The following is a 20,164-nucleotide window of genomic DNA, read 5'->3' as shown; positions in this document are numbered from 1 at the left end:
TTAGGAATTTCTTTCAATTTTGCAGGGAAGACTTACCCCCTAGGGGATCGGCAATACGACTGCCGGTGGCGAGGACGTGGCAATGCTTAGGGTCATTTCTTGTCTGGCTTACGAGCACGACTACTCGTTCGTGGTGGTCGCGGCGATTGTTTGCCTGGCCGGCGCAGTAATGACGATGCGGCTGTTCGATCGCGCCAAGCGTATTTCGGCCGAAAGCCGCTTCGCCTGGATCATGCTCTCGGGGGTCGCCTGCGGTTCTGCCATCTGGACCACGCACTTCGTCGCCATGCTGGGCTTTCAGCTGCCCCTCGATGTCGCCTTCAATCCGCTTCTGACCATAGCATCGCTGCTGCTTGCCATCGCATTCGTCGCCGCCGGCCTGTATCTGGCCGCCAGCCCCCTGCGAGGCCTGCCGGTTGAAGCAGGCGGCGCTGTCATCGGCGTGGGAATCGTGGTCATGCACTTCACCGGCATGCGCGGCTTCGAGGTCGCCGGACGTATCGAATGGGACCGGACGCTCGTTCAAGCGTCGATTGTGTTCGCGCTGGCCTTTGGCGCGCTGGCCATGCACTTGGCGGCGCGACAGCCCATCCGCCACTCGAAGCTTCTTTCGGTGGTGGCGTTGGTGCTCGCCATCTGCGCCATGCACTTCACCGCCATGGGCGCGGCCACCATAGTCCCCGATCCGTCGGTCCCGGTGCCGACGCAGGTGATCTCGAGCGAGCTCCTGGCGGTTCTGGTGCTTGCCACGATGGCGATCATTGCTGGGCTGACGCTGTCGGCGATGGATGCCCGCTCGCAGCGCGAGCTGGTCGACAGCTTCCGCCACGCCGCCCAGCACGATCCGCTGACGGGACTGCCCAATCGCGCCTTCCTGTCCGAAAGCCTGCCTGGCATGCTCGAGCAGAGCGCGACGGCCGGCCGCAAGGCCGCGGTCATCGTCGTCGACCTTGATCGCTTCAAGGAAATCAACGACGTGCACGGCCACCACGCCGGCGACCTGTTGCTGCAGACCCTGGCCGACAGGTTCAAGGGCTTGCTCGGCGCCGGAGAGCTTGTCACCCGCGTCGGCGGCGACGAGTTCGTCGCCGTCAAGCAGGGCATCACCGACAGCGCCGACATCGACAGCTTTGTCGCCAGCCTGATCGACGCAGTCCTCGATCCGATCGAAAACAAGTCAAAGACCTTGTCTGTCGGCGCAAGCGTCGGTGTCAGCGTTTTCCCCGACGATGCCGGCACCGTCGACGAACTGATCGGCGCGGCCGACCTGGCCATGTATCGCGCCAAGCGCTCGATGGGTGACAGGGTCTGCTACTACGACCGTTCGATGGATGAAGGCAGACGTGAACGCAGCGCCTTGGCCATGGAGCTGAGGCATGCCCTCGAGCGCGACGAGTTCGAGCTCTATTACCAGCCGCAGCACGACGTGCGCAGCGGCGAAGTCAGCGCCTATGAGGCCCTGTTGCGCTGGCACCACCGCGAACGCGGCTTTGTTCCGCCGGAAGAGTTCATCCCGATCGCCGAGGAAAACGGGTTGATCATTCCGATCGGCGAGTGGGTGCTCAAGACCGCATGTGCCGAGGTGGCCGGATGGCGCAGCCCCTACAAGATCTGCGTCAACATCGCGACCGCCCAGCTGACCCATACCGACCTGCCCAAAGTGGTGCACGAAACGCTGCTCGCTACCGGCCTTGCGGCATCGAGGCTTGAGCTGGAGGTCACCGAGGCGAGCATCATCGAGGATCGCGAAAGGGCGCTTCATGTCGTGCGCCAGCTCAAGTCGCTCGGCGTCTCGATCGCCATGGATGACTATGGCGTCGGCTACTCGTCGCTGTCGACCTTGCAGATTTTCCCGTTCGACCGGGTCAAGATCGACCGTTCCTTCGTCGAGGACGTCGCCACCAACAGCGCGGCGGCGGCAATCGTGCGCGCGACGATCCTTCTCGCCAACCAGCTCAACATTCCGGTGCTCGCCGAAGGCGTCGAAAAGCAGGACAGCCTCGACTTCCTGCGCGCCGAAGGCTGCGCCGAGGTGCAAGGTTTCCTATTCGGCCGTCCGCAGCCGCTATCCGAAATCGCCAGCCTCGTCGGGCGCAGCGAGATCCGCTCGCACCAGGCAGCGAAGACCTCAGCCGACCAGCGCGGCAAGGATGAAGCGCGAAGCAGGCAGCAGAGCGCCGCCTGAAGCGCCCCTATTTCGCGTGGGGGCGCGGCGTGTAGCCGTCCGATTCGATGACCGGCAGATGCGTCCAGCCGGCATCGCCGGGCAGGCGTGACCAGGCGCCGGCGGCAAGCACGCCGCCATCGACATGGATCGTCGTGCCCGACACCCAGCCCGACAAGGTATCCGAGGCCAGGAACAGCGCCGCCCCCGCTGAATCCGCCCCTTCGCCGAAGCGGCCGATCGGGAACCACCGCTTGAGATAGTCACGGTTTTCCTTGGGCACGCGCGGCGTCGCCACGATCTGCGCCGAATTGGTGGTCTCGGGCGCAATGGCGTTGACCCGAATGCCATGTTGGCCGAGCTCGACCGCCAGGCTCTGGGTAAAGCCGGTGATCGCCGCCTTGAAGGCCGAATAGACAACCGTCATCGGGATGCCGCGAAAGGCCTCGATGGTCGAGACGTTGATGATGCTGCCGCCGCTACCGCCTGCCCGCATCAGCGGTATCGCCGCCTTGCTCATGTGAAACATGTGCAGCAGGTTGACGCCGTACAGCGCTTCCCATTCCGCTTCGGTCGAATGCTCGAACTCGGTCTTGTAGCCGAGATAATCGCCGACATTGTTGACCAGCACGTCGAGCCGGCCGAAGCGCGCCTCGACCGCTCCGATCACGCTGGCGACATCGGCTGCCTTGCGCACGTCAGCCTCGACGACCAGGTGCCCGTCGCCGAGCGCCTCGCGCACCGAAGCCACGCGGGTCGGGTCGATCTCGGCGACCGCAACCTTCATGCCGGCACGCGCGTACAGCTCGGCGGTCGCCCGGCCGATGCCGGCGCCGCCGCCCGTCACCAGCGCCACCTTGCCGGCGAGCCCGAGAATGGAGAGTTCGTCCGACATGCTGTCCTCCACGGTCTGTGTCATTTTTCTTGCCTGGCGCGATCCGAATTCAGGTCAAGCCGATCCGAAAATGATGGGCCTCGAGAGGTCCGGAAGCGCTGAAGGCCGCAGGCCGGCCTCGCCTGGCTCCGAGCTAGTTCGGCGTTTCCTGCGCCTCGTAGGTGTGCGTGCCGACGACAGTCAGGGCGCGACGGGCCAGCTTCCAGCCGTCGGACGTACGGGCGAAACGGTCCTGGTAGCGGATCGTCATCTCGTAGCAGAGGTAGCGTCCGGCCGGATCGCGAAAGTAATGCCGCGCGATGCAGTAGGTCTCGCCCTCGGCACCGCCGTCGATCGGCTCGACCACCTGGTTGAGCACCGCATGGAAGGTCTTGAGATAGCGCCCGGCGACCATTGCCGGGATGCCGTGCAGCTGTTCGCGGCCTTCGAACTTTCCGCGCGGCGATTCGACGACGCCGTCAGCCGTGAACTGCGCGGCGAGCAGGTCGCCGTCGCCGCTGTCCACCGCATAAGCGTAGCGCTCGGACACGCGCCTGAGCGCGATCGCCATCAGCAGTGCCGCCTGATCGTCCGCCATGCTGCCCTCCCCTATGCGCGTTACTTGCCCGAAACCTGCGCGAACACCTCGCGGATCGCTCGCTGGACGTCGTTGCGGCGGTAGCCGAGGGTCTTGGTTTCTTCGGCATCCGGCTCATAGGCGAGGATATTGCCACGTCCCGGCACAATGAACATGTCGGGTAGCAGCGGATGCTCTTCGTTGCGCTCCTCGACCTGATGCGGATTGCCGACCGCGTCGAACAGCGCCTGGAAATACTGCTGGAAGGTCAGGTTCTCGTCGCCGACCAGATAGGCCTTGCCGCTCTCGGCGTTCTGGAACGCGCCCCAAATGGCTTCGGCCAGCGACTGCACAGACATGTAGTTGGTGCCGCCGGGCGGCGCGAAGATCGGCAGGTCGAGTTCGCCGCGGGCATAGGCCATCAGCGTCTCGTAGCGCTTGGTCGGCAGGCCCTTGACGTAGCCGACGATCGACGGCGGGTTGAGCGTCGAGACGTTGAAATCGTCGGTCGCCAGCGCGCGCACGCCCTCGTCGGCCAGGCTGCGGCCGCGGACATAGGCGTTGGTGTCAACGAGGTTGGGCATCACCTGATGGTAGTAGCTGCCGATATGGACGACGCGGCGGACGCCTGCCTTGCGCGCCAGCTCGACAAAGGCCGGAACCCCCTCGATCTGCATCTTGGTCCAGAATTCGTTCTCGTCGACGCCCTTGGGCAGGTGGCGGATGTCATTGCCCGCGGCAAACAGGATGCCGTCGAACGGCGCCAGGTCGGCGGCCGAAAAGTCGCCCTTGGTGTAGTCGCCATAGATGGTCGGATAGGAAGCCATCGGCGTAGTTTCCGGCGCCGGCTTGCGCGCCGCCAGCACCACGTCGTTGCCCTGCGCCTTGAGATGAGCCGCGGTGTGGCCGCCGATCATGCCCGTTCCGCCAATGATGAGGATTTTCATGCGCACTCTCCCGCGGCATTCAGCAAAATTCGATGCGCGGACGATAGGCGGCAAGCCCGGAGCGACATCGTCCGTATCGACTACAGGACCATCTATGCGACGGCAGGCGTATCAGGGGCGAATGACGATCGTGCCGGTGAGCGTGGCCTGGCTGCCGTCTGGCATTGCGACCTCGATAGCCGCGTCCCAGGTGCCCGCGGCAGGCAGCTCGACTGCATCGACACGCCAGGTGCCGTCGCCGGGTTTGTGGGCAGCGGCGACGACCGGCACGGTCGCGGTGTCGCCTTTGCTGAGCCGCAGTTGCACGCTGCCGGCGTCGAGCGGCCCGAAATCTCCCGTCATCAGCATGATCGTGGCGGCAACCTTGCCCGCCCTGCCGGGGCTCAGGGTCAGGTCGGCCATGGCCTCGGCGGTATGGATATGGATCGCAGCCGGTTCGGCTGCCTCGATCGCCAGGATGCGCGGCGGCGGTGTGAAGCGAAACCCCGCGACCACGGCAAGGATCGCGGCCACAGCCAGCGTCTCCCATGCGATGTTGCGCACCAGCCGCCGCGTTGCGTCCGCCTCGCCCGCAAGCGTCGGCCCGGTCAGCCGCCAGCGGTTGGCGGCGGCAAGCAGCAGCAGGGGAACCACCAGCGCCAGCTTGGCCAGCAGCACGCGGCCATATGCGGTCCGCCACAGCGCTGAAGGCGTTTCGACCTGGACGAACGCCAGCACAATGCCGGCCCCGATCAGCGCTGCAACGACATAAGGGATGGAGGCGGAAAACCGGCGCAGCGCCTCGCCGGCCTCCGGCGTGCCGCGGCCATAGGCGAGCCCCAGCGGCAACAGCGCGCCGGCCCAGATGGCCACGCCGACACCGTGCACGAAAACCATCGGGCGCATCAGCCACTGCGGCTGGGCCGAACTGGCGTGGCCGCTGGCGGCGAGCGCGGCGCCGACACATGCCAGCGCGCCGAGCGAAAGCGCCCGAGCCAGGATGCCGTCGCTCACCAGCGTCAGCAACGTCAGCGCCAGCGCGACCACGGCAAGCACGGTGGTCAGGCTGTAGCTGGTCGCCGCGGCCGCCCGCCACGCCACCGAATCGCCGACAAGGCCGAGCGGCGCGCCAAGCGCATCGACGCCATGCAGGCCGAACGCCAGCGCAGCCGCAACAAGCCCGAGCGCGGCAAACGTCGCCACCGTGCCCTCGCCGTCATGGCCGCGCGAGATGAGCCACGAGTGCGCGAAAGCGCCGCCCGCACCAAAGAACAGGCACAGATAGAGCGCAAGCCGCGTGCTCCACAACACGCCGTCGAGCACCCGGTCGTCGAGCTGCGGCAAGGTCGGCGGCGTGGCGCTCGGCGCCCCGACCGCAAAGGCTACGGTTCCGCCGACCGGATGTCCGTCCGACGACACGACCCGCCACGCCAGCAGATAGCTGCCGGCGGCATTGCTGGCATTCGGCGGATCGATGGCGAGCATGGAATCCGAAGCGACGGCGTCAAGCGGCCGGCTGGTCCCGTCCGGCCCGATGAGCCGGAGCACCAGCGGCCGCACCGGCTCGCTGAAGGAGAGTGTCACCTGCGCCGGCCAGGCATCGATGACCGCTCCCTCGGCAGGTGCCGAACGCAGCAGCGAGGCATGCGCCGACGCCGCCGCCGTCACCCCGAGAAGGGCGACGGCTGCGATCAGCAGCGTCGCAAGCCTGTGCTGCAAGCGCACCGCTCAGTGACCCGAATGGTCCTGGGTCTGTCCGCCCATGGCGTCGACGGCGAACTCGACCGTCACTGCCCCGGCCTTTTCGAAGGTCAGCGTCCCCGCGAATTTCTCACCTTCTTTCACCGGCGCTTTCAAGCCGACGAACATGATGTGGTACGAGCCCGGCTTGAACGCGACCTCGCCGCCGGCGGGGATTTCCACGCCTTCGCCAATCTGGCGCATCTTCATGACACCGGCGGCGTCGACGGCCATTTCATGGATTTCGGCCTTTTCCGATACGTCGGACTGGATCGACACCAGCCGGTCCGGCTGGCTGCCGGTGTTCTTGACGACCAGATAGCCGGCGGCAACCTTCGCGCCGGCGGGCGTTGCCCGCGACCACGGGTGGCCGATTTCGAGATCGCCGAGCTTGAAGCCGTGGGCGAGCAGCTGATGGGTCGAGGCGAACAACAGAAGCAGGGCAAAGAGGGCAACGCTGACGCGCTCCTCGAGGCTGCGGAAGAGCGGGCGCGACAGCGCGCGTGTGAAAAAGCTCATGGATGTCTCCAAAATCGAATGGAATGGCCGACGCCTCGAGCGTGGCCGATAGTTCCGGAAAAGTCGGGTGGGCCGCATCAGCGGCAGGCGTCAGGCGGCCAGCGGCGGCGCGCGCGGATTTCCGGGATCGTGCTTGGCGTCCGTTGGCGGATCGAGCAGCATCGGCAGGAACGGCGCGGGAATTTCGATCGGCGAGGCAAGCGCCACCTCGTGACCTTGCGGCGGCGAAACCGCTGCCGACGAGACCATGTTGCAGCCGAGCGTGCAGCATTCGGGCAGGCTCGGATGGTCGCTCTTGGCGGGGGCGGTGTGATCGGTCGCCGTTGTGATGCACAGCGGATTGCCGAAGATGTCGAGTGGCGGCTGGCCCTGCCCGATCGCGAGGGCGCCGGCAGCCGTCTGCAGGACGAACAACAGCGCCGCGGCAAGCGCGACCCCGAACCCTGTTCCCCTGCGGCGAAATCCGGCCAAGCGTCGCGACCTTGTTCCTCGATCACCCACAGATAGCATCGATGGCGCGGCTGCGGAATTGCGTCCGGCTGCGACAAATTCTTTGTCCCGAAGAAGGCACCTGTTCCGCAGCAGCCGGCGAAGTTGAACCCTGAGGCGTTGCTAGGCCGGTATCGTCCGATGCGACGATGAGGCCGGCAACGGTGCCGGCTACGCTTTTGCCTGATCATGGGAGGCAAGGCATGACAGCGGGCTTCTTCGAGTTGCGCGACGTCTGGCGTGGCGGCGTCGCCACCTGGGAATGCGACGAGATGGGTCACATGAACACGCGCTTCTATATGGCGCGCTGCATGGAGGGTGTTGCCATGCTCTTCGGGCTCGCCGGCCTGCCCCGGCTGTTCGCGCCCGACACTGCCACTACCCTTACGGTCGCCAGCATGCACATCCGCTTCCTGCGTGAACTGCGCGCAGCAGCCTGCGTGCATGTCAGCGCTGGCTTCACCGCGATCGGCGGCGACAGCGCCTCGATCGTTGCGGTGATGTACAACAGCCAGACCGGCGAACAGGCGGCGACATTTCGCATCGAAATCCGGTATGCGGCGAGCGACGACGGCACGGCTCGGCCGTGGCCCGCCCATTTCATGGAGCGGGCGGGCGGCCAGCTAGTCGAGGTGCCGGCAATCGCCCTGCCCCGCGGCGTCAGCGACGCGCCAAGCGCCACCTCGGCCTCCCTGTGGCGGGCCGATGCGCTCAATCTGGTCAGTGTCGGCATGGGGGCGGTCGACACTGCGGGCTGCGATCGGTTCGGACAAATGCTGCCGCACGCCTTCGTCGGTGCCATGGCCGACGGCGTGCGCAACATCATCACCCCATTGCGCCAGCTGGCGGAGCGGCACAGCGGCAGGCCCGGCCCGCATTTCGGCTCCGCCGCCCTCGAATTCCAGGTCGTCAATTCGGGCTGGCCCCGCGCCGGCGACTGCTACGAGATCCGCGCCGGCATCGAAAGGGCCGACGCGCGGACCCAGTCGCTGATCAACTGGATGCTCGATCCGTTCACCGGGCGCAGCTTCGGCGCGATGCAGGTCATCGCCATCTGCTTCGATCTCGAGGCGCGCAAGCTGATGCCCATCAGCGCTGCGGCGCTTGAGGAGCTCGACGGCTGGGTAGTGCCGACGCTGGCGCTCTGAGCACGAAAAAGGCGCCACCCGCTTTCGCGGGCAGCGCCTGATTTCAAGCAGCCAAGCCGATCAGTCGATGTCGAACGACACGCCCTGCGCCAGCGGCAGCGCCTTGGAGTAGTTCACCGTGTTGGTGGCGCGGCGCATATAGGCCTTCCACGCATCGGAGCCGCTCTCGCGGCCGCCGCCGGTTTCCTTCTCGCCGCCGAACGCGCCGCCGATCTCGGCGCCCGAGGTGCCGATATTGACGTTGGCGATGCCGCAGTCCGACCCTTCGACCGACAGGAAGCGCTCGGCTTCCTGCAGGTCGAGCGTGAAGATCGACGACGACAGGCCAGCGCCGACCGCATTGTGCAGGTCGAGCACCTGGTCGAAGTCCGAGTACTTCATGACATAGAGGATCGGCGCGAAGGTCTCTTCAAGCACCGGGCCAACCTGGCCGGGCATCTCGACGAGCGCCGGCTTGACGTAATAGGCGCCGACATGACCCTGGTCGACACGAATGCCGCCGGTGATCTTGCCGCCGTGCTCGCCGGCTTCCGTCAGCGCCTTCTGCATGCCGTCGAAGGCCGCCTTGTCGATCAGCGGACCGACCAGCGCCGCGCTTTCCAGCGGGCTTCCGACCGAGACGCTGTCATAGGCCTTCTTGAGACGGGGAACGAGCGCATCGTAGACGCTGTCGTGAACGAACAGCCGGCGCATGGTGGTGCAGCGCTGGCCGGCGGTGCCCATGGCGCCGAAGGCAATGGCGCGCAGCGCCATGTCGAGATTGGCCGACGGGCAGACGATGCCGGCATTGTTGCCGCCGAGCTCGAGGATGGCGCGGGCAAAGCGCTTGGCCAGGCGCGGACCGACATCGCGGCCCATGCGGGTCGAGCCGGTGGCCGACACCAGCGGCACCTTCGGATTGTCGACCAGCACTTCGCCGACGGCGCGGTCGCCGATCAGCACCTGCGACAGGCCCTCGGGAGCGTCCGCGCCGAAGCGGGCGGCGGCGCGCTTGAAGATGGCGTCGCAGGCAAGTGCTGTCAGCGGCGTCTTTTCCGACGGCTTCCACATCACCGAGTTGCCGCAGACAAAAGCGAGCGCTGCGTTCCACGACCACACCGCGACCGGGAAGTTGAAGGCCGAGATAACGCCAATGACGCCGAGCGGGTGCCAGGTTTCCATCATGCGATGGCCGGCGCGTTCGGTAGCAATGGTCAGGCCGTAGAGCTGGCGCGACAGGCCGACGGCAAAGTCGCAGATGTCGATCATTTCCTGGACTTCGCCCAGGCCTTCCGACGGAATCTTGCCGACTTCGATCGACACAAGACGTCCGAGATCGGTCTTGGCGGCGCGCAATTCCTCTCCGAGCAGGCGCACCAGCTCGCCGCGCTTCGGTGCAGGCACGTTACGCCAGGTCCTGAAGGCCTTGTCGGCACGCTCGATGGCCTTGCCGGCTTCGGCAGGCGAAATCGACTTCAAGGCGCCGATCTGCTCGCCGGTCACCGGGCTGCGCACGACCAGGTCGCCGCCGGTGAAATCGGCCTTGGCGACGCCGAGCCGCTCGAGAAGGGCAGCGGTTTCGCTTGTCACGTTCATGCTGAATTCCTTTCCTCGTTCCTCACCAGCCGCCGTCGGCGCTCGATCGCAAGCCGCGGCGGCCATCATATCGTCCCTCCGCGGCCATGACCTGAAGGTGCTTGGCACTGCCTATAGCCTGTAAGGCCACCCGAACGCCACACCGCTCGTTGCAGTGCTGGCGCTGTCCGGCGCTTTGGCCGGCTGTGGTCCATCCAGGCGTCGAAAGCGCGGGCGGAACGTGTCTCTGGGGGGAGCTTAAAAAAACAACACCCGCCGGGGGAGGAGGTCCGGCGGGTGTCGTATTGGTGGCCAGCGTCTGGGAGGAGGTAGGCGCTGACCTATTCGTCGGAAACCTGGGAGGAGGTAGGCCCGACAAATTCGATGAGTGATATTTAGCTCCGCCGCGCTCTGATTTAAAGTGTTGATATTGCATAGGAGCTTTGCGTTTTGTGCAATGCAGCAAGTTCGCATCGCGCCGCAACACGCGACGGACGCTACGGCACCTGCGGCGGGCCGCCGCAGGTGCCAGGCTCTGCCGCCGCGCGCAAACGCGAAAGCTAGGCGAAAACAAAACGCAAGAGGCAGCCCATGAGCAGCTTCAAGTTGGCTCGCCTTGACATGGTGGAGCAGCAGATCGTCCGGCGCGGCATCGTCGATCTTGCGGTGCTGCAGGCAATGCGCAGCGTGCCGCGCGAGGATTTCGTGCCGCCGCCGCTACGCCGGCAGGCCTATGACGACACCGCTTTGCCAATCGAGGCCGGCCAAACCATCTCCCAGCCCTATATCGTCGCCCTGATGATTTCGGCGGCCGCAATTCGTCCGGGCAGCAAGGTCCTGGAAATCGGCGCCGGATCCGGCTACGCCGCCGCGGTGTTGTCCGGGATCGCCGGCAAGGTGGTCACCATCGAACGCATCGCGAAGCTCGCCGAACAGGCCCGCGCTCGCCTGCGGCGGCTCCGCTACCGGAACGTCGAGGTAATAACGGGTGACGGCGCCGGCGGACATCCGGAACAGGCGCCCTACGACGCCATCCTGTCCGCCGCCGGCGCACGCTCCATCCCCGAAGCCTGGAAGGACCAGCTTGCGATCGGCGGGCGACTGGTCATGCCGCTTGGGCCGCCCGGCGACCAGCAGCTGATCAGGCTGGTGCGCGTCACCGACAGCGAATTTGCCGAGACATCGCTAGCGGCTGTGCGCTTCGTGCCCCTGCTCGGCGGCACCGGATGATCGCAGCAGCACAAGAACCCGTGGGTTTTGCGCTCAAATCCATGCAAAAGTCGTTCGATTTTGCCGAAATCTCGCGACTTTTCCGGTGAAAATCCTGGAAATTCAGGCGACTTTTGTCGCCTGGAACTTGCGTTCCGGCATCGAGTTGGCATCCGGCTGCGTGGTCGCGCCGCCATTCATCGCCAGTTGCATCAACACCGTGTCGAGCCAGCGGCCATGCTTGTAGCCCGAGCCTTCCATGCGGCCGGTGTGGTGGAAGCCCAGCCGCTCATGCAGCTTGACCGAGGCGCTGTCGGCGTGGCCGTCGCCGATGACGGCGACGATCTGGCGGAAGCCGAGCCGGGTGCACTCCCCGATCAGCGCCAGCATCAGCCCCCTGCCGAGCCCCGCACCCTTGGCCTCCGGCGCGATGTAGATCGAATCCTCGACGATGAAGCGATAGGCCGGCCGCGCCCGGAAGGGTCCGGCGTAGGCATAGCCAAGGATCGCGCCGTCGCGCTCGGCCACCAGATACGGATATCCGCCCTGCATCAGCGTCTCGAACCGCGCGGCCATTTCCAACCGGTCTGGCGGGTCCAACTCGTAGGTGGCGGTCCCGTTCAGCACCGCGTCGGCATAGATTTCGGTAATGCGGCCGAGGTCGTCGGGCAAAGCGTGGCGTATCGACATGCTCATAATTTAGGCAATCCAGTTTACTGCCATCCATAAGAGCAGAGCGCTGCCCAAATGAAAAGGGCGGCCGATGGCCGCCCTTCGCATGATTTCGCTCTGACCTGCTTACTCGCGGTTGCCCAGGAACGACAGCAGGAACGAGAACAGGTTGATGAAGTCGAGATAGAGCGTGAGCGCGCCCATGATCGCCTTGCGGCCGGAGACGAGCACGTCGTCGCCCTCGAAATACATCTCCTTGATCTTCTGCGTGTCGTAGGCGGTCAGGCCCGCAAACACCAGCACGCCGATCGCCGAAATGGCGAACTGCAGGGCCGACGACTGCAGGAAGATGTTGACCACCATGGCGATCAGCAGACCGATCACGCCCATGGCGAAGAACGTGCCCATGGCCGTCAGGTCGCGCTTGGTCGTGTAGCCGAACAGCGACAGTCCGCCAAAGGCGGTGGCGGTGATGAAGAAGGTCTGCACGATGCTTGCGCTGGTATAGACCAGGAAGATCGACGACAGCGACAGGCCCATCAGGCCGGCGAAGACCCAGAACGCGGTCTGCGCGCCGGAAGTGCTCATCGACTGGATGCGGGCGCTCAGGAAGAACACCATTCCGAGCGGCGCCAGCATGACGACCCACTTCAGCGGCGAGCCATAGAGCGCGACGCCCAGGCTGGTCAGCATCTTGCCGTTGCCCATCGTGGCGACAGCGGTTGCCGGATCATTGGTGGTCGCCAGCATCATGGTACCGAACGCGGCGAGACCGGTGATGACCAGGCCAAGCGCCATAAGGTTGTAGACCTTGAGCATGTAGGCGCGCAGGCCTTCGTCGATCGACGCGTCGGCACGGGCACCGGCGGTCGCCATGCGCGTCTGGTAATTTCTGAAGTCAGACATGGTTTCCTCTGTTGCTTCTGCCCCGTCGGGTGTCGGGTCGAGACCCAGGCTCCGCTGGCGGGACTCCAGCATGCCTGCGGCGAAATATGATGCTTCTTTCGGGCCAGAACAAGGCCCGTAACGCTTTGAAACCCGCCGTGAGGCAACATTTCTCATACAAATGTATTTGAGATCACCCGGCGTTGCCGGCCTGGCTATTCCGTTCGCAGCACCGGCGCCGCCTTGTGACCCAGCACGCGCCACGTGCCGATGAGGCCGAATCCGACGGTCAGCACCAGTGCCGCGACGATCGTCGCCACCGCCACCTCGGGCAGGAAGCTCGATGGCAGCGACATGATCCTGGCCACCACGAACCACGCGGCCAGGCCACCTGCGGCGAGCGCAAACACCGCCGTAGCAAGCCCGATCAGCATGTATTCGAGCGAGAAGGCCGCGATCAGCGTCCTGCGTGTCGCCCCTAGCGTTTTCAGGATCACCGCATCGTGGATACGGGCACGGTTGCCGGCGGCGAGCGCCCCGGCCAGCACCAGCACCGAGGCGATCAGCGCCACGCCTGCCGCCGCGCGGATCGCCGTGCCGAGCTGGGCGACGAGCCGGTTGACCACGTCGAGCGCGTCCTTGACCCGAACGGTGGTGATCGCCGGATAGCTGCGCGTCACAGCGTTGAGGATCTTGGATTCGTCGGCCGGGTTCGCCTTCTCCTCCGTCAACGTCGCCAGCCAGCTGTGCGGCGCACCGGCAAAGGTATTGGGCGAGAACACCATGACGAAGTTGATGCCCATCGATTCCCACTGCACTTCGCGGAAGCTGGCGATCTTGGCCGTCACGTTGCGGCCAAGCACGTTGACCGTCACCGTATCGCCGAGCTTGAGGCCGAGCTCGCGCGCCTCCTGCGCCGAAAACGACACCAAAGGCTCGCCGGAATAGTCGGCCGGCCACCACGCACCCTGCGACAGGGTCGAATTCTCGGGAATATTCCTTGCGTAGGTCAAGCCACGGTCGCCGCGCAGCACCCATGCGCCCTCAGGAGGCACGTTGAGTTTCTGCACCTCGATGCCGTTGAGCGCCATCACCCGCCCGCGCAGCATCGGCACGCGCACCAGCTTGCCGCCGGGCGCCTCGGCCTCGACCAGCCTGGCGAAGTAGTCGACCTCGCCCGGCTGGATGTCGACGAAGAAGAAGTTCGGCGCGCGTTCCGGCAGGCTGCCTGATATCTGGCGGCGCAGATTGCCGTCGATCAGCGCCAGCGTCACCAGCAGCGTCAGTCCCAGCCCCAGCGACAGCACTACCGACGGCGTCAGCGCGCCGGGCCGATGGATGTTGCCGATGGCGAGGCGAAGTGCGGTCGAACGCACGCGTGGGCTCTTGCGTGCCAGCCACTGCACGCCGACCGCAACGGCGCGCAGCACCAGGAAAGCAAAGATCGTCGCACCGACGAAGGTCGTGGCAATGCGCCGGTCGCCGGCGAACCAGATGGAGAGAAGCGCAAGCGCTGCGGCGATGCCGAGCGCCGTTGCGATGTAGACGAGACGCGGCAGGCCACGGCCCTCGAAGCCCATCTCGCGAAACAGCGCCGTCGCCGGCACGTCGCGGGCGCGGCCCAGCGGCAGGATGGCGAAAGCCAGCGTCACCAGAACGCCGAACAGAGCAGCCATCGCCAGCGCGGCGGGATAGATCCCCGCTTCCGCCGGCACCGGAATGACCGATTGCAGTGCGGCACTTGCCGCGAACGGCATCAGCGCTCCGAGCACGAGACCGATGGCGATGCCGATGCCGGCGATCAGCAATATCTGGATCAGGTAGACCGACAGAACGAAGCCGCCCGACGCGCCAAGGCTCTTGAAGGTGGCAATGACACCGCGCTTGCCGTCGAGATAGGCGCGCACGGCATTCGCCACGCCGACGCCGCCGACCACCAGCGAAGTCAACCCGACCAGCGTCAGGAACTGCGAGAAGCGCTCGATGTTGGCCGACAGGGCAGGCGCTGCGTTGGTGCGCGTGCGCACGCTCCAGCCGGCTTCGGGAAACGCGGCATTGGTCCGCTCGCGCACCGCGGTGATTTGGGCCTCGCTGGTCCCGACCGGCAAGCGAACCTTGTAGGCGTGCTCGACCAGACTGCCCGGCTGGATCAACCCGGATGCCGTGAGGCCCTCCATCGACACCAGAAGCCGTGGCGCAAAGCCGAAGCCGTCGGAGACGGCGTCCGGCTCGGTGACGAGCCTGGCGCGCAGTTCGAAGGTCGTCCCGCCCAGCTTGATGCGGTCGCCGAGCTGGAGCTTCAGGCGCTCGAACAGAAGATCGGGGGCAGCTGCGCCAAAGGCGCCAGCCTTTTCGGCAAACAATTCGGTGCGCGGCAGTGCCGGCTCGGTCACCAGTTGGCCGTACAGCGGATAGGCATCGTCGACCGCCTTGGCTTCGACCAGCGACTGGTCGGAACCGTCTTCCAGCCGCGCCATCGAGCGCATGCCGGCATTGTGCGATACAGTGCCAAGCGTTTCGAGGAAGGCGCGCTCCTTGCCGGTCGCCTCGCGCTGGATCAACTGGAAGCGTATGTCGCCGCCCAGCAGCGCCTGGCCTTCGCCGGCGACTCCGGCGGTAATCGCCCGGGCGACCGAGTTGACGCCGCCGATCGCCGCCACTCCGAGCGCGATGCAGGTCAGGAAGATCATGAAGCCGCGCAGGCCGCCACGCATTTCTCGCGAGGCGAAGCGGAAGGCGAGAGGCAGGTCCTTCAGCATGCGGGCGCCCTCACGCCCTGACCTTTTCGGCCAGCGGCGCAAGCGTCGCCGTCTCGATCCGTCCCGAGCGCATCGCCACCTGGCGATCGCAGCGCGCGGCAAGCGCCGGATCGTGCGTCACCAGCACCAGCGTCATTTGGCGCTCAGCCGCCTTGGCGAACAACAGGTCGGCGATCTGACGGCCGGTGGCCTGGTCGAGATTGCCGGTCGGCTCGTCGGCGATGAGAATGCGCGGCTCCGGCGCCAGCGCACGCGCGATCGCAACACGCTGCTGCTCGCCGCCCGAAAGCTCGCCCGGATAATGCGTGACGCGGTCGGCCAGCCCGACGGCGGCGAGTTCGCGCTCGGCAATGGCGAATGCATCGCGCTTGCCCGCAAGTTCCAGCGGCACGGCGACATTTTCCAGCGCGGTCATGTTGGGAATGAGATGGAACGACTGGAACACGATGCCGATGTTGCGGCCGCGGAAGGCCGCGATCTGGTCCTCGCTGCGACCGTTCATCAGCTCGCCGGCAATCTTGACGGTGCCGGAATCGACACGCTCGAGCCCGGCCAGCACCATAAGCAGCGTCGACTTGCCTGAACCGGACGGACCGACGATCCCCGCGGCCTCGCCCGCAGCCACATCGAGACTGACACCCTTCAGAACATGGACGGACGACGCCCCCTGGCCCAATGTCAGCGATACATCCCGCAGTTCAATGACGGCTTCTGTCACGGCAAATCTATCCTATATGGAAACGTCAGGGCGGGGACTGTCTTCGTCATATCGGGTCCGACTTTATGGCTTTCAAACAACTTCTTGCCGCCGCTCTGTTCATCTTCGCAGCGAACGCCGCAGCGCCGCTGACGGCGAACGCCGAACCGTTCCGCATCGTCGGTTTCGGCGACAGCCTGATGGCCGGCTATGGCCTTGGCCCCGGCGAGGGTTTTCCCGAAAAATTGCAGGCCGCGCTACGCGCCCGCGGTCACGATGTGGTGATCGCCAATGCCGGCGTTTCAGGCGATACGACGAGTGGCGGGTTGTCCCGTCTCGACTGGTCGATCCCCGATGGCACGCAGCTGGTTATCCTCGAGCTCGGCGCCAACGACATGCTGCGCGGCATCGATCCGGCCCTCGTCGAGCAGAACCTCGACAAGATGCTGGCCCGGCTCAAGCAGCGCAACATTCCGGTGCTGCTGGCGGGCATGGTCGCCGCGCCCAATCTCGGCCACGCCTATGGCGAACAGTTCGGCACCATCTATCCGAAGCTGGCCGAAAAATACGGCACGGCCCTCTATCCCTTCTTCCTCGACGGCGTCGCCGGCGATCCCAGACTGCTGCTCGAGGATGGCATGCACCCCAACGCAGCAGGCATCGAGCGCATGGTGGAACGTGCTTTGCCGACGGTCGAAAAGGCCATTGCCGGCAAGTGATGCATCCATGCCGGGTTGCAACACTTCCCTTGCGTAATCGTTGCATCAACAGCAAGCGCTGAACAAACAGCTTGCCCGTTGTTGCGAACGATGATTCGCTGAGCTTGCGAATTTCGATTCGAGGAGAAGGGAGCCTGGCCATGCCGCGACTTTTCACCGCCCTCGAAATCCCGCGCGATGCGGCACTTTCCCTGTCCCTGTTGCGGGGAGGCCTGCCCGGGGCGCGCTGGATAGACGTCGAGAACTATCACCTCACCTTGCGCTTCATCGGGGATGTCGAAGGCCATCTCGCCGACGAGATCGTCGAAGCCCTCGACCGTGTCGACAGGCCCGGTTTCCAGCTGGAGTTGTCGGGCGTCGGCGCCTTTGGCCAGAAGAAGCCGCATTCGGTGTGGGCCGGGATGATCCCCTCGCCCGAACTCAACACCCTGCAGGCCGAGATCGAGCGCATCTGCCAGCGTCTCGGCGTCCCCAAGGATCCGCGCAAGTTCACCCCGCACGTCACATTGGCGCGGCTGCGCAACACCAGCCCGCTCGATGTCGCGCATTACCTTTCGGCGCGCGGCAATTTCGCGGCACTGCCCTTCAAGGTCGGCCGCTTCGTGCTGATGTCGTCACGCGACTCGGTCGGCGGCGGCCCCTATGTCGTCGAGGAAGCCTGGCCGCTGCGCAGCGCGGATTCGCGGCTGGCGAGCCGGTCGGCGAGCGCTTCCGAAGCTTCGCGGATCATGCGGTAGACAGCCGCGAAACCATCGTCCCCGCCATAGTAGGGATCGGGAACATCCCTGGTCCGTCCCGTGGCGTGGCCGAGGAAAAGTTCGACGCGTCCGGCGGCCTTGGCCGGCGCGCTGGCCTTGAGATCGTCGACGTTTGAGCGATCCATGCCGAGGATCAGGTCGAACCGCTCGAAATCGGCGGGAACCACCTTGCGGGCCTGCTGCGCGGTTATGTCGACGCCATATTGCGCGGCAATCGCGATCGAGCGCGGATCGGGCGCCGAGCCGGCATGCCAGCCGCCGGTGCCGGCCGAATCGACGACGAATTCGGCCTCGACGCCACGCTCGGCCAGGACCGCGCGAAACACCCCTTCGGCCAGCGGCGAACGGCAGATGTTGCCCAGGCAAACGAACAGGATCGATTTTACCGGCTTCTCGTTCATCGGACCCGCGCTATGCTGATGGGACGATCCTCGATTACCACGGGAGTGCGAAATGGCCAGAGAGAAACTTGGCGCGGCTGAAGTGAAGGAGGCGCTGGCCTCGCTCGAGGGCTGGGCGCTGGCATCGGACGGGCTGTCGATTGCGCGCAGCTTCGTCTTCAGGAATTTCAGCGAGGCCTTCGCCTTCATGACCAGGGTTGCGATGGCGGCGGAAAAGCTCGACCACCACCCCGACTGGTCGAACGTCTACAAGACCGTCGACGTCAAGCTGAACACGCACGACGCCGGCGGCCTGACCGAACTCGACATGAAGCTGGCCAAGCGCATGAACGCCTATTTCGGTTCTTGAAAATCCACCTTGCAGAGGGGGCAGAACCTTCCCACATCATTGCGCGAAGGAGAGTGTCCAGATGGTGAAAATTCCAGGTTTTGACCATTTCCGCAGCGGCGCGGGCGAAGCCTCCGCCGACGAAGGCGAGGTGCGTGAGAAGTTCTGGCGCAAGGCCAGGGCAACGGCCCGCCACGTTCCGTTCATGGAAGAGGTGGTGGCCGGCTACTATTGCGCCATGGACAAGAACACGCCGCTGCGCGCCAAGGGCATCCTTATGGCGGCGCTGGCCTATTTCATCCTGCCGGTCGACACCATTCCCGACATCGTCCTGGGGCTCGGCTTCACCGACGACGTAGCGGTGCTGACCGCCGCGTTGGCCGCCGTGCGCGCCCATATGACCCCGGCGCACCGGCTTGCCGCGAAGGAAAGCCTGCGCGATTGGTAAGGGCGGCCGCGCGCTCCTGTTTCAGACTGAAATCAAAAGTCAAACTCTTGCCGCTTTCGTGGTTTTCAACCGCGACAGGGACAAGTGGCCCGCTCACAACGGGCGGTTTGGCGGGGTTCCATGCGGCGAGCGTCCTTTCTGCGAGGCGATTCACCTTTTGGTAACCCAGATTAAATCAAAATGAAGCGAACGGGCGACCGCTGGCCGGCCCGCCCCGCTCCATTTGAAGTACAGGAAAAGCGATGCGCGGATTGATAGCTACTCTTTCAGGTCTGGTGCTTGCAGTGTCGGCGATGCCCGCACTCGCCCAGTCGGCAACCAAGATCGGCCAGCACAACTCCTGGGGCACCTACAGCTACCAGACCCAGAACGGCAAGGTCTGCTACGTGCTGACGGTGCCCACGGACAAGCAGCCGCCGACGCTCGATCACGGCGACATGTTCTTCTTCGTCAGCCAGCGCCCCGGCCAGAAGGTATCCTTCGAGCCGCAGTTCATCGCCGGCTACAACTTCCAGGACAATTCCAAGGTCGCGGTCACCATCGGCGACAAGACGTTTTCGATGTTCACCAAGGGCAAGTCGGCCTGGGTCGAAAACGCTGCCGAGGAGCCCGCGCTGATCGCCGCCATGAAGGGCGGCTCGGACATGAAGGTCTCCGCCAAGTCCGGCCGCGGCAACCCGACCAGCTACGTCTTCTCGCTGAAGGGCATCTCGGCGGCACTGACGTCGATCACCAACTGCAAGTAGCCAGCTTGCGAAATTGATGGAAAAGGCCGGGCGCCTGTCGTCCGGCCTTTTCGTATCCGGAACCGCGGCGCGGCCGGCCCTTACGAAACCGCCGGTCCGCGTACCACGTGAAGCAGCCCCGACGCCCAGTGCGGGGCGATCAGCCAGATCGCCAGCATGGCGACGGCGACCGCATGCAGCGCCACGATGGCATAAAGCCTGCTGCGGAACGGCTCCTTGCGCGTCTTGTGCCGGAACATCTGCTGGGCGATGACAGCGCCGACGCTACCACCGACAAGCGCCAGCCAGAGCAGGGTCTTTTCCGGGATGCGCCGCGCGCCAGTGCGAGCCAGGCGCTTGTCGCGCCAGAAGGCGAGGAACGCCGTGCCGTTGACGGCGAGCACCACCAGGACGATTTGAAGGATGTTGCTCATGGGCCAAGCATCGCAACCATTGCCTAACAGTTTGCGAAGCTGCGGCACAAATGCATGGCCGCCCAAACGTGACGTGGCGACAGACCTGTGATATGTCGCGCAAAATCCTACATTTGACGCGGACCCAACATTTGCCGC

At 65.3% G+C, this 20,164-nt stretch carries 21 protein-coding genes; 8 read left to right on the top strand and 13 right to left on the bottom strand.

The window, feature by feature from the left end:
* The first annotated feature begins 82 nt into the window (after nucleotides 1–82).
* The gene (locus tag PCJ21_RS13235) at nucleotides 83–2,185 is read left to right on the top strand and encodes a putative bifunctional diguanylate cyclase/phosphodiesterase (protein WP_269931881.1); all 2,103 of its coding nucleotides are present in this window, start codon (nucleotides 83–85) and stop codon (nucleotides 2,183–2,185) included.
* A gap of 7 nt (nucleotides 2,186–2,192) precedes the next feature.
* On the opposite strand, the gene PCJ21_RS13230 is transcribed toward PCJ21_RS13235, so the two are convergent.
* From PCJ21_RS13230 to PCJ21_RS13205, 6 genes are all read right to left on the bottom strand, one after another.
* A complete protein-coding gene (locus tag PCJ21_RS13230) occupies nucleotides 2,193–3,083 on the bottom strand; it encodes an SDR family NAD(P)-dependent oxidoreductase (RefSeq protein WP_269931880.1) in 891 nt (296 codons plus the stop codon).
* Nucleotides 3,084–3,192: 109 nt separating this feature from the next.
* Complete coding sequence (locus PCJ21_RS13225; protein WP_269931879.1) at nucleotides 3,193–3,636, bottom strand: nuclear transport factor 2 family protein; 444 nt, start codon at nucleotides 3,634–3,636, stop codon at nucleotides 3,193–3,195.
* A gap of 20 nt (nucleotides 3,637–3,656) precedes the next feature.
* Nucleotides 3,657–4,562: an NAD-dependent epimerase/dehydratase family protein gene (locus tag PCJ21_RS13220; RefSeq protein ID WP_269931878.1), complete on the bottom strand. Its 906-nt coding sequence runs from the start codon at nucleotides 4,560–4,562 to the stop codon at nucleotides 3,657–3,659.
* 111 nt (nucleotides 4,563–4,673) lie between these two features.
* Entirely contained in the window at nucleotides 4,674–6,266 is a 1,593-nt protein-coding gene (locus PCJ21_RS13215; RefSeq protein WP_442866009.1) for a copper resistance CopC/CopD family protein, read from the bottom strand.
* Nucleotides 6,267–6,269: 3 nt separating this feature from the next.
* Nucleotides 6,270–6,800 (bottom strand): copper chaperone PCu(A)C, encoded by a 531-nt coding sequence (locus PCJ21_RS13210; RefSeq protein WP_269931876.1) that lies wholly within the window; start codon nucleotides 6,798–6,800, stop codon nucleotides 6,270–6,272.
* A 90-nt stretch (nucleotides 6,801–6,890) separates the two neighbouring features.
* Nucleotides 6,891–7,271, bottom strand: a complete 381-nt coding sequence (locus PCJ21_RS13205; RefSeq protein WP_269931875.1) for a hypothetical protein — start codon at nucleotides 7,269–7,271, stop codon at nucleotides 6,891–6,893.
* Between the two features lie 221 nt (nucleotides 7,272–7,492).
* On the opposite strand from PCJ21_RS13205, the gene PCJ21_RS13200 reads away from it, so the two are divergent.
* Nucleotides 7,493–8,437 (top strand): acyl-CoA thioesterase, encoded by a 945-nt coding sequence (locus PCJ21_RS13200; RefSeq protein ID WP_269931874.1) that lies wholly within the window; start codon nucleotides 7,493–7,495, stop codon nucleotides 8,435–8,437.
* A gap of 60 nt (nucleotides 8,438–8,497) precedes the next feature.
* On the opposite strand, the gene amaB is transcribed toward PCJ21_RS13200, so the two are convergent.
* A complete protein-coding gene (gene amaB, locus PCJ21_RS13195) occupies nucleotides 8,498–10,012 on the bottom strand; it encodes an L-piperidine-6-carboxylate dehydrogenase (protein ID WP_269931873.1) in 1,515 nt (504 codons plus the stop codon).
* A 570-nt stretch (nucleotides 10,013–10,582) separates the two neighbouring features.
* On the opposite strand from amaB, the gene PCJ21_RS13190 reads away from it, so the two are divergent.
* Nucleotides 10,583–11,221 (top strand): protein-L-isoaspartate(D-aspartate) O-methyltransferase, encoded by a 639-nt coding sequence (locus tag PCJ21_RS13190; protein WP_269931872.1) that lies wholly within the window; start codon nucleotides 10,583–10,585, stop codon nucleotides 11,219–11,221.
* A 102-nt stretch (nucleotides 11,222–11,323) separates the two neighbouring features.
* Here PCJ21_RS13190 and PCJ21_RS13185 read toward each other — a convergent pair whose 3' ends face one another.
* From PCJ21_RS13185 to PCJ21_RS13170, 4 genes are all read right to left on the bottom strand, one after another.
* Complete coding sequence (locus PCJ21_RS13185) at nucleotides 11,324–11,896, bottom strand: GNAT family N-acetyltransferase (protein ID WP_442866008.1); 573 nt, start codon at nucleotides 11,894–11,896, stop codon at nucleotides 11,324–11,326.
* Nucleotides 11,897–11,998: 102 nt separating this feature from the next.
* Entirely contained in the window at nucleotides 11,999–12,778 is a 780-nt protein-coding gene (locus tag PCJ21_RS13180) for a Bax inhibitor-1/YccA family protein (RefSeq protein WP_269931871.1), read from the bottom strand.
* 194 nt (nucleotides 12,779–12,972) lie between these two features.
* On the bottom strand, nucleotides 12,973–15,516 hold the full coding sequence (locus PCJ21_RS13175) for an ABC transporter permease (RefSeq protein WP_269931870.1): 2,544 nt from the start codon (nucleotides 15,514–15,516) through the stop codon (nucleotides 12,973–12,975).
* Between the two features lie 10 nt (nucleotides 15,517–15,526).
* A complete protein-coding gene (locus PCJ21_RS13170; protein WP_269931869.1) occupies nucleotides 15,527–16,234 on the bottom strand; it encodes an ABC transporter ATP-binding protein in 708 nt (235 codons plus the stop codon).
* A gap of 65 nt (nucleotides 16,235–16,299) precedes the next feature.
* Between PCJ21_RS13170 and PCJ21_RS13165 the strand changes: the two genes are divergently transcribed.
* Both PCJ21_RS13165 and thpR read left to right on the top strand, forming a co-directional pair.
* A complete protein-coding gene (locus tag PCJ21_RS13165; RefSeq protein ID WP_269931868.1) occupies nucleotides 16,300–16,932 on the top strand; it encodes an arylesterase in 633 nt (210 codons plus the stop codon).
* Between the two features lie 140 nt (nucleotides 16,933–17,072).
* On the top strand, nucleotides 17,073–17,669 hold the full coding sequence (thpR, locus tag PCJ21_RS13160) for an RNA 2',3'-cyclic phosphodiesterase (RefSeq protein ID WP_269931867.1): 597 nt from the start codon (nucleotides 17,073–17,075) through the stop codon (nucleotides 17,667–17,669).
* On the opposite strand, the gene PCJ21_RS13155 is transcribed toward thpR, so the two are convergent.
* Nucleotides 17,573–18,091, bottom strand: a complete 519-nt coding sequence (locus tag PCJ21_RS13155; RefSeq protein ID WP_269931866.1) for a low molecular weight protein-tyrosine-phosphatase — start codon at nucleotides 18,089–18,091, stop codon at nucleotides 17,573–17,575. The genes thpR and PCJ21_RS13155 overlap by 97 nt on opposite strands.
* 52 nt (nucleotides 18,092–18,143) lie before the next feature.
* On the opposite strand from PCJ21_RS13155, the gene PCJ21_RS13150 reads away from it, so the two are divergent.
* From PCJ21_RS13150 to PCJ21_RS13140, 3 genes are all read left to right on the top strand, one after another.
* Nucleotides 18,144–18,440, top strand: a complete 297-nt coding sequence (locus tag PCJ21_RS13150; RefSeq protein WP_269931865.1) for a 4a-hydroxytetrahydrobiopterin dehydratase — start codon at nucleotides 18,144–18,146, stop codon at nucleotides 18,438–18,440.
* A gap of 61 nt (nucleotides 18,441–18,501) precedes the next feature.
* Entirely contained in the window at nucleotides 18,502–18,867 is a 366-nt protein-coding gene (locus PCJ21_RS13145) for a YkvA family protein (protein ID WP_269931864.1), read from the top strand.
* A 242-nt stretch (nucleotides 18,868–19,109) separates the two neighbouring features.
* A complete protein-coding gene (locus PCJ21_RS13140; protein WP_269931863.1) occupies nucleotides 19,110–19,613 on the top strand; it encodes an invasion associated locus B family protein in 504 nt (167 codons plus the stop codon).
* A gap of 80 nt (nucleotides 19,614–19,693) precedes the next feature.
* On the opposite strand, the gene PCJ21_RS13135 is transcribed toward PCJ21_RS13140, so the two are convergent.
* A complete protein-coding gene (locus PCJ21_RS13135; RefSeq protein WP_269931862.1) occupies nucleotides 19,694–20,026 on the bottom strand; it encodes a DUF1294 domain-containing protein in 333 nt (110 codons plus the stop codon).
* Nucleotides 20,027–20,164 lie beyond the last annotated feature (138 nt).

Origin of the sequence: Aminobacter sp. HY435 (genome assembly GCF_027568395.1) — a bacterium.
In the GTDB taxonomy this organism is placed as follows: Bacteria; Pseudomonadota; Alphaproteobacteria; order Rhizobiales; family Rhizobiaceae; genus Aminobacter.
Note: the sequence above shows the minus strand (reverse complement) of the source record. Positions and strands in the feature narration are given on the sequence as shown.

What these genes read in the sequence shown, in the direction of transcription:
- PCJ21_RS13235 (WP_269931881.1), top strand. Translation starts at nt 83, where the DNA reads ATGCTTAGGGTCATTTCTTGTCTGGCTTACGAGCACGACTACTCGTTC.
- PCJ21_RS13230 (WP_269931880.1), bottom strand. Translation starts at nt 3,083, where the DNA reads ATGACACAGACCGTGGAGGACAGCATGTCGGACGAACTCTCCATTCTC.
- PCJ21_RS13225 (WP_269931879.1), bottom strand. Translation starts at nt 3,636, where the DNA reads ATGGCGGACGATCAGGCGGCACTGCTGATGGCGATCGCGCTCAGGCGC.
- PCJ21_RS13220 (WP_269931878.1), bottom strand. Translation starts at nt 4,562, where the DNA reads ATGAAAATCCTCATCATTGGCGGAACGGGCATGATCGGCGGCCACACC.
- PCJ21_RS13210 (WP_269931876.1), bottom strand. Translation starts at nt 6,800, where the DNA reads ATGAGCTTTTTCACACGCGCGCTGTCGCGCCCGCTCTTCCGCAGCCTC.
- PCJ21_RS13200 (WP_269931874.1), top strand. Translation starts at nt 7,493, where the DNA reads ATGACAGCGGGCTTCTTCGAGTTGCGCGACGTCTGGCGTGGCGGCGTC.
- amaB (WP_269931873.1), bottom strand. Translation starts at nt 10,012, where the DNA reads ATGAACGTGACAAGCGAAACCGCTGCCCTTCTCGAGCGGCTCGGCGTC.
- PCJ21_RS13190 (WP_269931872.1), top strand. Translation starts at nt 10,583, where the DNA reads ATGAGCAGCTTCAAGTTGGCTCGCCTTGACATGGTGGAGCAGCAGATC.
- PCJ21_RS13185 (WP_442866008.1), bottom strand. Translation starts at nt 11,896, where the DNA reads ATGAGCATGTCGATACGCCACGCTTTGCCCGACGACCTCGGCCGCATT.
- PCJ21_RS13180 (WP_269931871.1), bottom strand. Translation starts at nt 12,778, where the DNA reads ATGTCTGACTTCAGAAATTACCAGACGCGCATGGCGACCGCCGGTGCC.
- PCJ21_RS13175 (WP_269931870.1), bottom strand. Translation starts at nt 15,516, where the DNA reads ATGCTGAAGGACCTGCCTCTCGCCTTCCGCTTCGCCTCGCGAGAAATG.
- PCJ21_RS13165 (WP_269931868.1), top strand. Translation starts at nt 16,300, where the DNA reads ATGGCTTTCAAACAACTTCTTGCCGCCGCTCTGTTCATCTTCGCAGCG.
- thpR (WP_269931867.1), top strand. Translation starts at nt 17,073, where the DNA reads ATGCCGCGACTTTTCACCGCCCTCGAAATCCCGCGCGATGCGGCACTT.
- PCJ21_RS13155 (WP_269931866.1), bottom strand. Translation starts at nt 18,091, where the DNA reads ATGAACGAGAAGCCGGTAAAATCGATCCTGTTCGTTTGCCTGGGCAAC.
- PCJ21_RS13150 (WP_269931865.1), top strand. Translation starts at nt 18,144, where the DNA reads ATGGCCAGAGAGAAACTTGGCGCGGCTGAAGTGAAGGAGGCGCTGGCC.
- PCJ21_RS13145 (WP_269931864.1), top strand. Translation starts at nt 18,502, where the DNA reads ATGGTGAAAATTCCAGGTTTTGACCATTTCCGCAGCGGCGCGGGCGAA.
- PCJ21_RS13140 (WP_269931863.1), top strand. Translation starts at nt 19,110, where the DNA reads ATGCGCGGATTGATAGCTACTCTTTCAGGTCTGGTGCTTGCAGTGTCG.
- PCJ21_RS13135 (WP_269931862.1), bottom strand. Translation starts at nt 20,026, where the DNA reads ATGAGCAACATCCTTCAAATCGTCCTGGTGGTGCTCGCCGTCAACGGC.